Consider the following 13395-nt stretch of genomic DNA (forward strand, 5'->3'; position numbering starts at 1 on the left):
GAATCGCTAGAAAGGGCGGACGGCAATGGCGGGACAGAAAATCCGCATCAGGCTTAAGTCCTATGACCACGAGGTCATCGACCAATCGGCGAAGAAGATCGTCGAAACGGTGACGAACGCGGGCGCAACTGTTGTTGGCCCCGTTCCGCTGCCGACCGAGAAGAACGTTTTCTGTGTTATTCGTTCTCCTCATAAGTACAAGGATTCTCGCGAGCACTTCGAGATGCGCACGCACAAGCGCCTCATCGACATCGTGGACCCGACCCCGAAGGCCGTGGATTCCCTGATGCACATCGATCTGCCTGCGGACGTCAACATCGAGATCAAGCTGTAAGGGAGGAGGGAACCACTATGTCGCAAAGGAACGATTGCAAGGCTCTGCTGGGCAAGAAGATCGGCATGTCTCAGGTCTGGGACGAGAACGGTTTCTTCGTCCCCGTCACGCTGGTGGACGTTTCCACCAACGTGATCACGGCCATCAAGACCGATGAGACCGACGGCTACACCGCCGTCCAGATCGGCTACGGCCAGATCGATCCGACCAAGGTGACCAAGCCGCTCGCCGGCCACTTCGCCAAGGCCGGTGTCACCCCCCGTCGTCACCTCGTCGAGGTGCGCGAGGACAACGCCACCGAGTACACGGTCGGTCAGGAACTGACCGCCGAGCTCTTCGCCGAGGGTACCGAGGTCGATGTGACCGGCACTACCAAGGGCAAGGGCTTCGCTGGCACCATCAAGCGCTGGGGCTTCAAGTCCTACCGCCGTTCCCACGGCTCTCACAAGAACGAGCGTCGCCCCGGTTCCGTCGGCGCGTGCGCTACCCCGGGCCGTATCCTCAAGGGCAAGCGTATGGCCGGCCGCATGGGTCATGTGACCGCCACCGCGCAGAACCTCACCGTCGTCTCCGCTGATGTCGAGAACGGCATCCTCGCCATCAAGGGCGCCATTCCGGGCCCGAAGGGCGGCATCGTTCTCGTCCGTTCTGCGGTGAAGGGAGCCTGATAAACCATGGCAAACGTTACTCTGAACGTCACTGACAACGCCGGCCAGAACGCGGGCACCGTCGAGGCCCCGGCCGAGCTCTTCGGCATCTCCGCCGAGGACGTGCAGGCGCACGTCCCGCTGATCCACCAGGTCGTCGTGGCCCAGCTGGCCGCTGCCCGTCAGGGCACCCACGCCACCAAGACCCGCGCCAACGTTTCCGGCGGCGGCAAGAAGCCGTGGAAGCAGAAGGGCACCGGTCGTGCTCGTCAGGGCTCCATCCGCGCGCCGCAGTGGTACCACGGTGGTGTCGTGTTCGGCCCGCAGCCGCGCAACTACGCGCAGCGCACCCCGAAGAAGATGAAGGCCGCCGCTCTGCGCTACGTGCTGTCCGACCGCTTCAACGCCGGTCGCGTCGCCGTGGTCGACTTCGGCATCGGTGAGACCCCGTCCACCAAGGCCGCCGTCGCCGCTCTGACTCCGGTCACCAACGACAAGTTCACCACCGTCGTGTTCACCCGCGACAACGTGAACGAGTGGCTGTCCGTGCGCAACATCCCGACCGTTCATCCGATTTTCGTCGATCAGCTCAACACGTACGACGTGGTCACCGCGCAGTACGTCGTCTTCACCAAGGAGGCCCTCGAGGCCTTCGTCGCGGCGAAGACCGAGCCGAAGGAGGCCTGATTTTCATGGTCGCTATTCACAAGCCGGCACACGACGTCATCCTTAAGCCCGTCGTCTCCGAGAAGAGCTACGCCAACTCCGATCGCGGCCAGTACACCTTCGTGGTGGCCCCGTCCGCGAACAAGGTGCAGATCAAGCAGGCTATCGAAGAGATCTTCAATGTCAAGGTGACGAGCGTCAACACCCTCAACCGCGCTGGCAAGAAGCAGCGCACCCGCACCGGTTTCGGCCGTCGCGTCAACGAGAAGCGCGCGATCGTGACCGTCGCCGAGGGTCAGACGATCGACATCTTCGGTAACTGAAGGCTAGCCGAGAAAAGTTAAAGGAAGAACTATATTATGGCTATCCGCGTTTATAAGCCGACGACCGCAGGCCGCCGTAACGCGTCCGTCTCGGACTTCGCCGAGATCACGCGCTCCACGCCTGAGAAGTCGCTGGTTCGCAAGCTGTCCAAGACCGGTGGTCGCAACTCCTACGGCCGCATGACCTCCCGCCACCGCGGCGGTGGCCACAAGCGCCAGTACCGTCTCATCGACTTCCGTCGTTGGGACAAGGACGGCGTGCCCGCCAAGGTCGCCCACATCGAGTACGACCCGAACCGTACCGCCAACATCGCCCTCCTGCACTACGCCGATGGCGAGAAGCGTTACATCATCGCGCCGAAGGGCATCAAGCAGGGTGACGTCATCGAGACCGGCGCCCAGGCCGATATCAAGCCGGGCAACAACCTGCCGCTGAGGAACATCCCGACCGGTACCATCGTGCACGCGATCGAGCTCCGCCCGCTGGGTGGCGCCAAGATCGCCCGCTCCGCCGGTGCCGCCGTTCAGCTCGTCGCCAAGGACGGTGCGTACGCCCAGCTGCGTATGCCGTCCGGTGAGATCCGCAACGTCGACGCGCGCTGTCGCGCCACCGTCGGCGAGGTCGGCAACGAGGACCACGCCAACGTCCAGCTCGGCAAGGCCGGTCGCGCTCGTTGGATGGGCAAGCGCCCGATCACCCGTGGTGAGTCCATGAACCCGGTCGACCACCCGCACGGCGGTCGTACCCGCGGTGGCAAGCCGCCGGTTTCCCCGTGGGGCAAGGGCGAGGTTCGTACTCGTCGTCCGAAGAAGGCCTCGAACAAGATGATTGTTCGTCGTCGTCCGAATGGCAAGAACCGCAAGTAAGGAAGATTCGAAGAGATGACTCGTAGCATCAAGAAGGGCCCCTTCGTCGACGCCCACTTGCAGAAGAAGGTCGACGAGCAGAACGAGAAGGGCACCAAGAACGTCATCAAGACGTGGTCCCGCCGTTCGATGATCACCCCCGATTTCATCGGCCACACGTTCGCTGTTCACGATGGTCGCAAGCACGTCCCGGTGTTCGTCACCGAGGCGATGGTCGGCCACAAGCTCGGTGAGTTCGCCCCCACGAAGACCTTCAAGGGTCACGTGAAGGACGACAAGAAGGCCCGCCGCTAAAGGAGAGCATGACTTATGGAAGCTAAAGCAATCGCTCGTCACGTCCGCGTGACGCCGCGCAAGGCTCGTCGCATGGTCAACCTCATCCGAGGCAAGCAGGCGACCGAAGCCGTCACCATTCTGAAGTTCGCCCCTCAGGACGCGTCCCTGCCGGTTCGCAAGGTCCTCGAGAGCGCGATCGCCAACGCTCGTTTCCAGGCCGATAAGGCCGGCGAGCCGTTCCGCGAGAACGACCTGTTCATCAAGGAGACCTACGTGGACGAAGGCGTGACGCTCAAGCGTTTCCGCGCCCGCGCCCAGGGCCGTGCCGCTCGCATCAACAAGCGCACGAGCCACATCACGGTCGTCGTCGCCAACAAGGAAGGAGCCCGCTAAAGATGGGTCAGAAGATCAATCCGTTTGGCTACCGTCTTGGCATCACTGAGAACCACCGCTCCAAGTGGTTCTCCGACTCCAACAAGGCCGGCGAGCGTTACTCCGACTTCGTGCTTGAGGACGACAAGATCCGCAAGGAGATGAACAAGGACCTCGAGCGTGCCGGTGTGAGCAAGATCGTCATCGAGCGCACCCGTGACCGCGTCCGCGTCGACATCCACACCGCCCGTCCGGGCATCGTGATCGGTCGTCGTGGCGCCGAGGCCGAGAAGGTCCGCGCCAAGCTCGAGAAGCTGACCGGCAAGCAGGTCCAGCTCAACATCTTCGAGGTCAAGAACGCCGCGCTGGACGCCCAGCTCGTCGCTCAGGGCATCGCGGAGCAGCTGACCAACCGCGTCACCTTCCGTCGCGCCATGCGCAAGGCCCAGCAGGACGCCATGCGCGCCGGTGCCAAGGGTATCCGCATCAAGCTCTCCGGCCGCCTCGGCGGTGCGGAAATGAGCCGTTCCGAGTTCTACCGTGAGGGCCGCGTTCCGCTGCAGACCCTCCGCGCCCTGATCGACTACGGCTTCTTCGAGGCCAAGACCACCTACGGCCGCATCGGCGTCAAGGTGTGGATCTACAAGGGCGATATGACCGAAAGCGAGTTCGAGGAGCAGCAGGCTCAGCAGAACAACCGCCCCGGCCGTCGTGGCGATCGTCGTCCGCGCCGTGGCAACCGTAACGCTGGTGCCGGCCGTCAGCAGGCTGAGGCTCCGAAGGCCGAAGCCGCCGAGGCTCCCGCCGCCACGGAAACGAAGGAGTGAGCAAGAATGCTTATCCCAAAGAGGACCAAGTACCGCAAGCAGCATCGTCCGGTCCGTTCTGGCATGTCCAAGGGCGGCAACGAGATCAACTTCGGTGATTACGGCATCCAGGCGCTGGCCCCGGCCTACGTGACCAACCGCCAGATCGAGGCCGCGCGTATCGCCATGACCCGCTACATCAAGCGTGGTGGCCGCGTGTGGATCACGATCTTCCCGGATCGCCCGCTGACCAAGCACGCCCTCGGTGCCCGAATGGGTTCCGGTAAGGGTACGCCTGAGTTCTGGATCGCCAACATCCACCCCGGTCGCGTTATGTTCGAGATCGGTGGTGTGTCCGAGGATGTCGCACGCGAGGCTCTTCGCCGCGCCATCGATAAGCTCCCCATGAAGTGCCGTGTGATTGCTCGTGAAGGCGGTGACATCTGATATGGCAGTCGGAACCGAAGAGTACTCCATCAAGAACCTCAATGAGAAGACCAACGCGGATATCGAGGGCTTCCTGAAGAAGTCCAAGGAAGAGCTGTTCAACCTGCGCTTCCAGCACGCGACCGGTCAGCTCGAGAACACCGCCCGCCTCAAGGCTGTCAAGCGTGACATCGCCCGCATGTACACCGTGCTGCGCGAACGTCAGCTCGGCATCACCGTTGAGCCGGCCGCCACTGAAACCGCTAAGGAGAAGTGATCATGGCTGAAGAGCGTAACTTCCGCAAGGTTCGTCGCGGTTACGTCGTGTCCGATACCATGGACAAGACCATCACCGTCGAGCTCGAGAAGCGTTCGACCCACCCGCTGTACGGCAAGGTCGTCCGCACCACCAAGAAGGTTAAGGTCCATGATGAACACAACGAGGCCCAGATTGGCGACCTCGTGAGTATTATGGAGACTCGGCCTCTGAGCAAGACCAAGCGTTGGCGTCTCGAATCCATCATCGAGCGCGCCAAGTAAAACAAGTTCGGCAAGGCTCGCCGTCCACCGGGCGCGGTATGAATAGGTATTCTGTGCTTATTCCTCTACCGCGCCCGGTGTGCGGGGAGAACCAGCTCGGCTAAGGAGAATCAATGATTCAGCAGGAAACGCGGCTTCATGTCGCCGACAACACGGGTGCCAAGGAACTCCTTGCCATTCGCGTGCTCGGTGGTTCGAAGCGACGCTATGCCGGCCTGGGCGACGTGATCGTCGCCTCGGTCAAGGACGCGATCCCTGGCGGATCGGTCAAGAAGGGCGACGTGGTCAAGGCCGTCGTCGTCCGTACCGTCAAGGAGTACCGTCGTGTTGACGGCTCCTACATCAAGTTCGACGAGAACGCCGCCGTCATTCTCGGCTCCGGCCGTGAACCGAAGGGCACTCGTATTTTCGGACCGATTGCTCGTGAGCTGCGCGACAAGCGCTTCATGCGCATCGTGTCCCTCGCCCCGGAGGTGATCTGACAATGGCAGCCAAGATCAAGGCTGGCGACCAGGTGAAGGTCATCCGCGGTAAGGACCGCGGCAAGGAGGGCACCGTCAAGCGCGTGCTGTCCGATGACCGCCTGATCGTCGAAGGCGTTCAGATCGTCAAGAAGCACGTTCGCGCGACCCAGCAGGGTCAGCAGTCCGGCATCGTCTCCACCGAGGCCCCGATCCATCGCTCCAACGTGATGGTCATCGACCCGGAGACCAAGCAGCCGACCCGCGTGGGCATCGTCGTGAAGGAAGAGGCGCGTGACGGCAAGGTCAAGACCGTGCGCGTGCGCGTCGCCAAGAAGTCCGGAAAGGAGCTGGCATGACCGACACCACTACCGTCGAAGCGCCGGCCACCCCGCGCTTGAAGGTGCAGTACAACGAGCAGATCATCCCTGAGCTCGAGAAGGAGTTCAAGTACTCCAACCCGATGCAGGTCGCTCGTGTGCAGAAGGTCGTCGTCTCCATGGGCGTCGGCGCTGCAGCGCGTGACTCCAAGCTCATCGAGGGCGCCGTCAAGGACCTCACCCTGATCACCGGCCAGAAGCCGAAGATCACGAAGGCCAAGAAGTCCGTCGCGCAGTTCCACCTGCGTGAGGGCCAGGCCATCGGCGCGTACGTCACCCTGCGTGGCGAGCGCATGTGGGAGTTCCTCGATCGTCTTCTGACGCTGGCTCTGCCGCGTATCCGCGACTTCCGCGGTATCAACGGCCACCAGTTCGATGGTCAGGGCAACTACAACTTCGGTCTCACCGAGCAGTCCATGTTCCACGAGATCGATCCCGACTCGATCGATCACCAGCGCGGTATGGACATCACCGTGGTGACCAGCACCAAGGATGACAAGGAAGCTTACGCTCTGCTGAAGCACCTTGGCTTCCCCTTCAAGGAGAACTGATATGGCAAAAACCGCTCTTAAGAACAAGGCGGCCGGCAAGCCGAAGTTCAAGGTGCGTGCCTACACGCGCTGCCAGGTCTGCGGTCGTCCTCATTCCGTGTACCGTAAGTTCGGCCTGTGCCGCATCTGCCTTCGTGAGAAGGCCCACCGCGGCGAGCTCCCCGGCGTTACGAAGTCCAGTTGGTAAACATCGACGCTGAAGGTCCGCGGCCTAGCTCCCGATAGGGGAGCGGGCGGCGGAAACCACGGCGAGAAAGGGCACTAGCCCACATGACAATGACAGATCCGATCGCAGACATGCTGACGCGTCTGCGTAATGCGAGCGCGGCGAAGCACGAGACCGTGGATATGCCGTACTCCAAGTTCAAGGCGAACATCGCCGAGATCCTCAAGCGCGAAGGCTACATCAAAGACTTCACCGCGAAGGAGGCCAGGGTCGGTCAGACCCTCGAGGTCACCCTCAAGTACGGCCCCAACGGCGAACGCTCCATCCAGGGCATCAAGCGCATTTCCAAGCCGGGCCTGCGTCGTTACGCCAAGTCCGACTCCCTGCCGATGCCGCTCGGCGGCCTTGGCATCGCCATCATCTCGACCTCGTCGGGACTGCTGACCCAGAAGGAATGCCTCGACCGAGGCATCGGCGGCGAGATCGTCGCCTACGTGTGGTGAGAAAGGAGAGCTGACACATGGCATCGCATATTGGTAAGCTCCCCATCGCCATCCCCGCTGGCGTTGAGGTCAAGATCGACGGTCAGAACTTCGAGGCCAAGGGCGCCAAGGGTTCCGACTCTTACGTCCTGCCTGAGGGCATCACCGCGGCCGTCGAGGGCAACGAGATCATCGTTACCGCTGCCGACGACCTGCGTCCGACCCGTGCCAAGCACGGTCTGGCTCGCTCCATCATGGCCGGCATGGTCAAGGGCGTTCACGATGGCTACTCCAAGACTCTTGAGATCGTCGGCACCGGTTACCGCGCCGTCGCCAAGGGCCAGGGCATCGAGTTCTTCCTCGGCTACTCGCACACCATCACCATCAACCCGCCTGAGGGCATCACGCTCAAGGTGACCGACCCGACCCACGTGGTCGTCGAGGGCACCGACAAGCAGTCCGTTGGTCAGGTCGCCGCGAACATCCGCAAGCTGCGCGCTCCGGAACCCTACAAGGGCAAGGGTGTGAAGTACGCCGACGAGCATATTCTGCGCAAGGCTGGAAAGGCTGGTAAGTGATATGAGCGTCACTATTTTCGGCAAGGGCAAGAAGGTTGCGCGCCTGCGTCGCCACGCCCGCATCCGCAAGCACATCACCGGTACCGCCGAGCGTCCGCGCCTGGTGGTCACCCGTTCCAACCGCCACATGGTTGCTCAGATCGTCGACGACACGCAGGGCAAGACCCTCGTGTCCGCTTCGACCCTGACCGCCGAGTTCGCCGGTTTCGAGGGCACCAAGGTTGAGGCCGCCAAGAAGGTCGGCGAGCTGATCGCCGAGAAGGCCAAGGCCGCTGGCATCGAGGCCGTCGTGTTCGACCGTGGTGGCAACAAGTACACCGGCCGTGTCGCCGCCGTCGCCGAGGGCGCCCGTGAGGGAGGTCTGGCACTGTGAGCGAAGAAATGAAGGAAACCCAAGTGGCTGAAGAGACTCAGAACACTCAGGCTGCTCCGGCTGAAGAGAACAACGCCAACGACGATCGTCGTGGTGGCCGTCGCGGCGAGGGCCGTGGTGGCCGTCGCGGTGAGGGCCGTCGTGGTGAGCGTCGCAACCGTCGCGAAGAGAACAAGGGCGATGAGCTCCTCGATCGCGTCGTGACGATCAACCGCGTGTCCAAGACCCACAAGGGTGGTCGTACGTTCAGCTTCGCCGCCCTCGTGGTGGTCGGCGACGGCAACGGCACCGTGGGTGTTGGCTACGGCAAGTCCCGTGAGGTCCCGGCGGCTATCGCCAAGGGCCAGCTGGATGCCAAGAAGCACATGTTCAGCGTGCCGCGCGTTCGTGGCACCGTTGTCCACCCGGTGATCGGTCACGACGCCGCGGGCACCGTCCTGCTGCGCCCGGCCGCCCCCGGTACCGGCGTTATCGCCGGTGGCCCGGTCCGCGCCGTCATGGAGTGCGCCGGCATCACCGACGTGCTGTCCAAGTCCATGGGCTCGCCGACCGCAATCAACATGGTGCGTGCGACCGTCGACGCCCTCAAGCAGCTTGAGGAGCCGGAGGAGATCGCCGCCCGTCGTGGCCTTTCCCTCGAGGAAGTCGCTCCGGACGCCCTGCTGCGCTCCCGCGCTCTCGGCATCGCCGAGGCCCGCAAGGCTCGCGAAGAGGCTCAGGCCGCCAAGGCCGCCGAAGCGAAGGACGGTGAGTGAGTATGGCCAAGAACCTGAAGATTACGCTGCATCACGGTCTCGTGAACCGTAAGCCGAACCAGCGCGCTACCGCTCAGACTCTGGGCCTGCGCAAGATCGGTCAGACGGTCGTCCGTGAGGACACCCCGGCCGTGCGTGGCATGGTGAACGCTTTGCGTCACCTGGTCACTGTCGAGGAGGTCGACTGATTATGGCAGACAACGAAATCCTGCAGATGCACGATCTGAAGCCTGCCCCGGGCGCCAAGAAGGACCGCACTCGTGTCGGTCGTGGTGAGGGCTCCAAGGGTAAGACCGCGGGTCGTGGCTTCAAGGGCCAGACCAAGCGCACGAACGTGCGTCCGGGCTTTGAAGGTGGCCAGCTCCCGCTGTACATGCGCCTTCCGAAGCTCCGTGGCTTCAAGAACCCGTTCCGTACGGTGTTCCAGGTCATCAACATCGCCAAGCTCGCCGAGATCTTCCCGGAGGGTGGCGAGGTGACCGTTGCCGACCTCGTGGCTAAGGGTGCCGTGCGCGCCAACCAGCCGGTGAAGGTCCTTGGCGAGGGCGAGACCTCCGCCAAGTTCACGCTCAAGGGCGTGAAGGCCTCCGCTTCCGCCAAGGCCAAGATCGAGGCCGCCGGCGGCAGCATCTCCGAGGACTGATCGCAATCGGTTCCGCGGAACACATGATGTGATCAATGACCCCTTCGCTCATCCGGGCGGAGGGGTCATTGTCATGTTCCGTGTCATGTCTCAAGTTTTGGGGCCGATGAGCCGGTCCATTGACATTAAGTAGGCACGGTAGGATATGCTGTTGCGCTAGCGTTCAAAAACGTGCTTGTATGTGTACGCGCCATGGGGCGCGGTATGGGAGGATTTCAGGTGAGGACGTTAATCCAGGCCTTGAAGACGAAGGAACTGAGGAAGAAGATCCTCTTCGTTCTGTTCATCATCATTATCTACCGCATCGGTTCGTTCATCCCCACCCCGGGCGTGGACTACACCGTCGTGCAAAAGTGTCTGACCACCCTGCAGGGCAGCCAGGAGAACTTCATCGGACTGGTGAATCTCTTCTCCGGCGGCGCCATGCTGCAGCTGTCCATCTTCGCGCTGGGTGTGATGCCGTACATCACCGCATCCATCGTGGTTCAGCTGCTGCGTGTGGTCATCCCGCGTTTCGAGGCCCTGCACAAGGAGGGCCAATCCGGTGAGGCCAAGCTCACGCAGTACACCCGTTACCTGACCATCGGTCTGGCCGTGCTGCAGTCCACCACCATCCTGGTGACCGCCCGCTCCGGCGCCTTGTTCAACTACGCCTGCTCGCAGGTCATCCCCGACGGATCGGTGTGGAACCTCATCGTCATGGTCCTCATCATGACCGGTGGCACCGGCCTGATCATGTGGATGGCCGAGCTCATCACCGACAAGGGCATCGGTCAGGGCATGTCCGTGCTCATCTTCATGTCCATCTGCTCCGGCTTCCTGCCGCAGCTGTGGGAGATCGGCTGGGGCACCAACGGCACCGACGGCGACTGGGCCAAGTTCGCCATCGTCGTCTCCGTGCTCGTCGTCATCCTGATCTTCGTCGACTTCGTCGAGCTGTGCCAGCGTCGTATCCCCGTGCAGTACACTCGCCGCATGATCGGCCGCAAGATGTACGGCGGCTCCTCCACCTACCTGCCGCTGAAGATCAATATGTCCGGCGTCATCCCGCCGATCTTCGCCTCGTCGATCCTCGCCATCCCGACCCTCATCGCGCAGTTCGGCAAGTCGGACCAGAGCTGGGTCAAGTGGATCAACAGCAACCTGGCGAACACCACCAGCATCTGGTACATCGCGCTGTACGCGCTGATGATCGTGTTCTTCTGCTTCTTCTACACCGAGATCACGTTCAACCCGGACGAGACCGCGGACAACATGAAGCAGTACGGTGGCTTCATCCCGGGCATCCGTGCGGGCAACGCCACCAGCCGTTACCTGAGCTACGTCATGAACCGCCTGAACACCGTGGGTGCCGTCTACCTGCTGTTCGTCGCGCTCATTCCGACCGTGCTCATCATGGCGCTCGGCCTCAACACCCAGCTGCCGTTCGGTGGCACCACCATCCTGATCATCGCGGGCGTCGGTCTTGACACGCTGCGTCAGGCCAAGGCCCAGACCGAGCAGTTCCAGTACGCCGGATTCCTGTTCGAGAACACCGACCACAAGGAAGGCTGACACTCGTCTGGCAGATGCCAGTCGGAGTCATCCGCAATCAACCATTAGGCAACATTAGGAAGGATTGACATGCGTCTTCTTATCATGGGCCCGCAGGGCGTCGGCAAGGGCACCCAAGCCGCGCTGCTCGCCGAGCATTACGGCATCCCGGCGATCTCCACCGGCGATATCTTCCGCGCCAATATCAAGGGCAAGACCGAGCTCGGCCTCAAGGTCATCGCCTACACCGACAAGGGCGAGCTGGTTCCGGACGAGCTGACCAACTCCATCGTCAAGGATCGTCTCGCTCAGGACGATGCGAAGAACGGCTGGATCCTCGACGGATATCCGCGCAACGCGGCCCAGGTCGAGGCGCTGGACGCCATGCTCGAGGAGCTCGGCACCCCGCTTGACGCCGTCGTGGCGCTTGACGCCGATCACGATGTACTGATGCAGCGCATCGCTAAGCGCGCCGAGGAGCAGGGCCGTACCGACGACAACCCGGAGGCCATCGCCAAGCGTCTGGCCACCTATGCTCAGGAGACCGCTCCGCTGCTGGACACCTACAAGTCCCGCGGCCAGCTGGTCGAGATCGATGGCGTCGGCGAGATTGACGCGATTCAGGCCAGCATCGTCGCTGCGCTCGATGCCCGCTGAACATGATGTTCAGCCAGTCGACGGCTGACGACTAGCACATGTCACGCACAAGCCGGACATGCGACACACCCATGTGTCGCATGTCCGGCTCGCGTGTATTCTAGTAACTTGGTGTGTCTTCGGATACACATGTAATGCAACCGAGGAGTGGAAGCGGGAGTAATGGCAAAAGACGGTGTGATTGAAGTCGAAGGTAGGGTAGTCGAAGCGCTGCCGAACGCGATGTTCCGCGTTGAACTCGAGAACAAGCACATCGTGCTGGCCACCATCTCCGGCAAGATGAGGAAGAACTACATCCGAATCCTTCCGCAGGATCGTGTCGTGCTCGAGATGAGCCCGTACGATCTCAACCGTGGACGCATTACGTACCGCTATAAGTAAAGGTACAAGCAAAGGAAAACCATGAAGGTCAGCCCTAGTGTGAAGAGGATCTGCGAGAACTGCCGCGTGATCCGTCGTCACGGCCGCGTCATGGTGATCTGCTCCAACCCGCGCCACAAGCAGCGTCAGGGCTGAGAGAAGATTCTCCAGCGGCACTAATCAGGCACTTATTCACAGTGCTTCCCGCAAGGGAACGACACTGAACCACGGGCACGTAGGCCCGTGCCGGGGAACCGGACGAATGGGTGCAAGACCTACGTTAACAAGAAGGAATCGCAATGGCACGTCTTGCCGGAGTCGACATCCCCAATGAGAAGCGCATCGAGATCGCCCTCACCTACATTTTCGGTGTGGGTCGCACTCGTGCCAAGGAAACGCTTGCCGCGACCGGTATCAACCCGGACATCCGCGTCAAGGATCTTACCGACGAGCAGCTGATCACGCTGCGTGACTACCTCGAGGGCAACTACAAGATCGAGGGTGACCTGCGTCGTGAGATCGACGCGGACATTCGCCGTAAGATTCAGATCAACTGCTACCAAGGCCAGCGTCACCGTAAGGGACTTCCTGTGCGCGGTCAGCGCACCAAGACCAACGCCCGTACCCGCAAGGGCCCGAAGCGTACGGTTGCCGGAAAGAAGAAGGCCACCAAGTAGTAGGTGGCTCCGATTCGGGCCACGGGGTCACACCCATCGCCCGAATCACCATTTCACAACAATAAGTTCGTTACAAGGAAACGAGGGTCAATGGCAGCGCCTAAGCAAGCCGCTCGTAAGCCCCGTCGTCGTGATCGCAAGTCGATCCCGGTCGGCCAGGCTCACATCAAGTCTACATTCAACAACACGATCATTTCGATCACCGACCCGTCGGGCGCCGTGGTGTCCTGGGCTTCCGGTGGCGATGTCGGTTTTAAGGGCTCCCGTAAGTCCACGCCGTACGCCGCTGGCATGGCCGCCGAGTCCGCCGCCCGCAAGGCGATGGAGCACGGTCTGAAGAAGGTCGACGTCTTCGTCAAGGGCCCGGGTTCCGGTCGTGAGACCGCGATCCGCTCCCTGCAGTCCGCTGGCCTTGAAGTTGGTTCCATCACCGACGTCACCCCGCAGGCACACAACGGCGTTCGTCCCCCGAAGCGTCGTCGCGTCTGAGCACTACTAGACAATATTCATCCAACCCGCTTT

General features: G+C 62.1%; 27 protein-coding genes. All 27 read left to right on the forward strand.

What is annotated here, in order from left to right; all coding sequences use genetic code 11:
* Positions 1 to 25 precede the first annotated feature (25 nt).
* The 27 genes from rpsJ (at position 26) to rpsK (ending at position 13362) form a co-directional block, all read left to right on the forward strand.
* Complete coding sequence (rpsJ, locus tag BW11_RS02895) at positions 26 to 334, forward strand: 30S ribosomal protein S10 (protein WP_003827292.1); 309 nt, start codon at positions 26 to 28, stop codon at positions 332 to 334.
* 17 nt (positions 335 to 351) lie between these two features.
* The gene (gene rplC, locus BW11_RS02900; RefSeq protein WP_043164521.1) at positions 352 to 1002 is read left to right on the forward strand and encodes a 50S ribosomal protein L3; all 651 of its coding nucleotides are present in this window, start codon (positions 352 to 354) and stop codon (positions 1000 to 1002) included.
* A 6-nt stretch (positions 1003 to 1008) separates the two neighbouring features.
* Positions 1009 to 1668 carry a 50S ribosomal protein L4 gene (gene rplD, locus BW11_RS02905; RefSeq protein ID WP_043164519.1) on the forward strand — a complete coding sequence of 220 codons (660 nt, stop codon included), beginning with the start codon at positions 1009 to 1011 and terminating at the stop codon, positions 1666 to 1668.
* Between the two features lie 5 nt (positions 1669 to 1673).
* Positions 1674 to 1970 carry a 50S ribosomal protein L23 gene (gene rplW / locus BW11_RS02910; protein ID WP_043164517.1) on the forward strand — a complete coding sequence of 99 codons (297 nt, stop codon included), beginning with the start codon at positions 1674 to 1676 and terminating at the stop codon, positions 1968 to 1970.
* Between the two features lie 36 nt (positions 1971 to 2006).
* Entirely contained in the window at positions 2007 to 2837 is an 831-nt protein-coding gene (rplB, locus tag BW11_RS02915; protein ID WP_043164515.1) for a 50S ribosomal protein L2, read from the forward strand.
* 15 nt (positions 2838 to 2852) lie between these two features.
* Positions 2853 to 3131, forward strand: coding sequence for a 30S ribosomal protein S19 (gene rpsS, locus BW11_RS02920; protein WP_003814508.1), 279 nt, complete (start codon positions 2853 to 2855; stop codon positions 3129 to 3131).
* 15 nt (positions 3132 to 3146) lie between these two features.
* Positions 3147 to 3506 (forward strand): 50S ribosomal protein L22, encoded by a 360-nt coding sequence (rplV, locus tag BW11_RS02925; protein ID WP_043164513.1) that lies wholly within the window; start codon positions 3147 to 3149, stop codon positions 3504 to 3506.
* Positions 3507 to 3508: 2 nt separating this feature from the next.
* Complete coding sequence (gene rpsC / locus BW11_RS02930) at positions 3509 to 4312, forward strand: 30S ribosomal protein S3 (RefSeq protein ID WP_043164511.1); 804 nt, start codon at positions 3509 to 3511, stop codon at positions 4310 to 4312.
* A 6-nt stretch (positions 4313 to 4318) separates the two neighbouring features.
* Positions 4319 to 4738 carry a 50S ribosomal protein L16 gene (gene rplP / locus BW11_RS02935; protein WP_043164509.1) on the forward strand — a complete coding sequence of 140 codons (420 nt, stop codon included), beginning with the start codon at positions 4319 to 4321 and terminating at the stop codon, positions 4736 to 4738.
* Between the two features lies 1 nt (position 4739).
* Positions 4740 to 4994, forward strand: a complete 255-nt coding sequence (gene rpmC, locus BW11_RS02940) for a 50S ribosomal protein L29 (protein ID WP_043164506.1) — start codon at positions 4740 to 4742, stop codon at positions 4992 to 4994.
* 2 nt (positions 4995 to 4996) lie between these two features.
* Positions 4997 to 5257 carry a 30S ribosomal protein S17 gene (gene rpsQ, locus BW11_RS02945; protein WP_043164504.1) on the forward strand — a complete coding sequence of 87 codons (261 nt, stop codon included), beginning with the start codon at positions 4997 to 4999 and terminating at the stop codon, positions 5255 to 5257.
* A 113-nt stretch (positions 5258 to 5370) separates the two neighbouring features.
* A complete protein-coding gene (gene rplN / locus BW11_RS02950; RefSeq protein WP_043164503.1) occupies positions 5371 to 5739 on the forward strand; it encodes a 50S ribosomal protein L14 in 369 nt (122 codons plus the stop codon).
* Between the two features lie 2 nt (positions 5740 to 5741).
* Positions 5742 to 6077, forward strand: a complete 336-nt coding sequence (gene rplX / locus BW11_RS02955) for a 50S ribosomal protein L24 (protein WP_043164502.1) — start codon at positions 5742 to 5744, stop codon at positions 6075 to 6077.
* On the forward strand, positions 6074 to 6649 hold the full coding sequence (gene rplE, locus BW11_RS02960) for a 50S ribosomal protein L5 (RefSeq protein ID WP_043164500.1): 576 nt from the start codon (positions 6074 to 6076) through the stop codon (positions 6647 to 6649). The genes rplX and rplE overlap by 4 nt, the downstream gene beginning before the upstream one ends.
* Position 6650: 1 nt before the next feature.
* Complete coding sequence (locus BW11_RS02965) at positions 6651 to 6836, forward strand: type Z 30S ribosomal protein S14 (protein ID WP_003814530.1); 186 nt, start codon at positions 6651 to 6653, stop codon at positions 6834 to 6836.
* A gap of 83 nt (positions 6837 to 6919) precedes the next feature.
* Positions 6920 to 7318: a 30S ribosomal protein S8 gene (gene rpsH / locus BW11_RS02970; protein WP_043164495.1), complete on the forward strand. Its 399-nt coding sequence runs from the start codon at positions 6920 to 6922 to the stop codon at positions 7316 to 7318.
* 17 nt (positions 7319 to 7335) lie between these two features.
* Positions 7336 to 7875, forward strand: coding sequence for a 50S ribosomal protein L6 (rplF, locus tag BW11_RS02975; protein WP_140444502.1), 540 nt, complete (start codon positions 7336 to 7338; stop codon positions 7873 to 7875).
* 1 nt (position 7876) lies between these two features.
* Positions 7877 to 8248, forward strand: a complete 372-nt coding sequence (gene rplR, locus BW11_RS02980) for a 50S ribosomal protein L18 (RefSeq protein ID WP_043164490.1) — start codon at positions 7877 to 7879, stop codon at positions 8246 to 8248.
* Complete coding sequence (rpsE, locus tag BW11_RS02985; RefSeq protein WP_043164488.1) at positions 8245 to 9003, forward strand: 30S ribosomal protein S5; 759 nt, start codon at positions 8245 to 8247, stop codon at positions 9001 to 9003. Before rplR ends, rpsE begins: the two co-directional genes overlap by 4 nt.
* 2 nt (positions 9004 to 9005) lie before the next feature.
* The gene (gene rpmD, locus BW11_RS02990) at positions 9006 to 9191 is read left to right on the forward strand and encodes a 50S ribosomal protein L30 (protein WP_043164486.1); all 186 of its coding nucleotides are present in this window, start codon (positions 9006 to 9008) and stop codon (positions 9189 to 9191) included.
* Positions 9192 to 9193: 2 nt separating this feature from the next.
* On the forward strand, positions 9194 to 9646 hold the full coding sequence (gene rplO, locus BW11_RS02995) for a 50S ribosomal protein L15 (protein ID WP_043164484.1): 453 nt from the start codon (positions 9194 to 9196) through the stop codon (positions 9644 to 9646).
* 219 nt (positions 9647 to 9865) lie between these two features.
* The gene (gene secY, locus BW11_RS03000) at positions 9866 to 11200 is read left to right on the forward strand and encodes a preprotein translocase subunit SecY (protein WP_043164715.1); all 1335 of its coding nucleotides are present in this window, start codon (positions 9866 to 9868) and stop codon (positions 11198 to 11200) included.
* Positions 11201 to 11269: 69 nt separating this feature from the next.
* The gene (locus BW11_RS03005) at positions 11270 to 11836 is read left to right on the forward strand and encodes an adenylate kinase (protein ID WP_140444501.1); all 567 of its coding nucleotides are present in this window, start codon (positions 11270 to 11272) and stop codon (positions 11834 to 11836) included.
* Between the two features lie 162 nt (positions 11837 to 11998).
* Entirely contained in the window at positions 11999 to 12217 is a 219-nt protein-coding gene (gene infA / locus BW11_RS03010) for a translation initiation factor IF-1 (protein ID WP_004268611.1), read from the forward strand.
* Between the two features lie 21 nt (positions 12218 to 12238).
* On the forward strand, positions 12239 to 12352 hold the full coding sequence (gene rpmJ / locus BW11_RS03015; RefSeq protein ID WP_043164480.1) for a 50S ribosomal protein L36: 114 nt from the start codon (positions 12239 to 12241) through the stop codon (positions 12350 to 12352).
* A 143-nt stretch (positions 12353 to 12495) separates the two neighbouring features.
* Positions 12496 to 12873 carry a 30S ribosomal protein S13 gene (gene rpsM / locus BW11_RS03020; RefSeq protein ID WP_003808138.1) on the forward strand — a complete coding sequence of 126 codons (378 nt, stop codon included), beginning with the start codon at positions 12496 to 12498 and terminating at the stop codon, positions 12871 to 12873.
* 90 nt (positions 12874 to 12963) lie between these two features.
* Positions 12964 to 13362 (forward strand): 30S ribosomal protein S11, encoded by a 399-nt coding sequence (rpsK, locus tag BW11_RS03025; RefSeq protein ID WP_043164473.1) that lies wholly within the window; start codon positions 12964 to 12966, stop codon positions 13360 to 13362.
* Positions 13363 to 13395 lie beyond the last annotated feature (33 nt).

Origin of the sequence: Bifidobacterium sp. UTCIF-38 (genome assembly GCF_006454495.1) — a bacterium.
GTDB lineage: Bacteria > Actinomycetota > Actinomycetes > Actinomycetales > Bifidobacteriaceae > Bifidobacterium > Bifidobacterium callitrichos.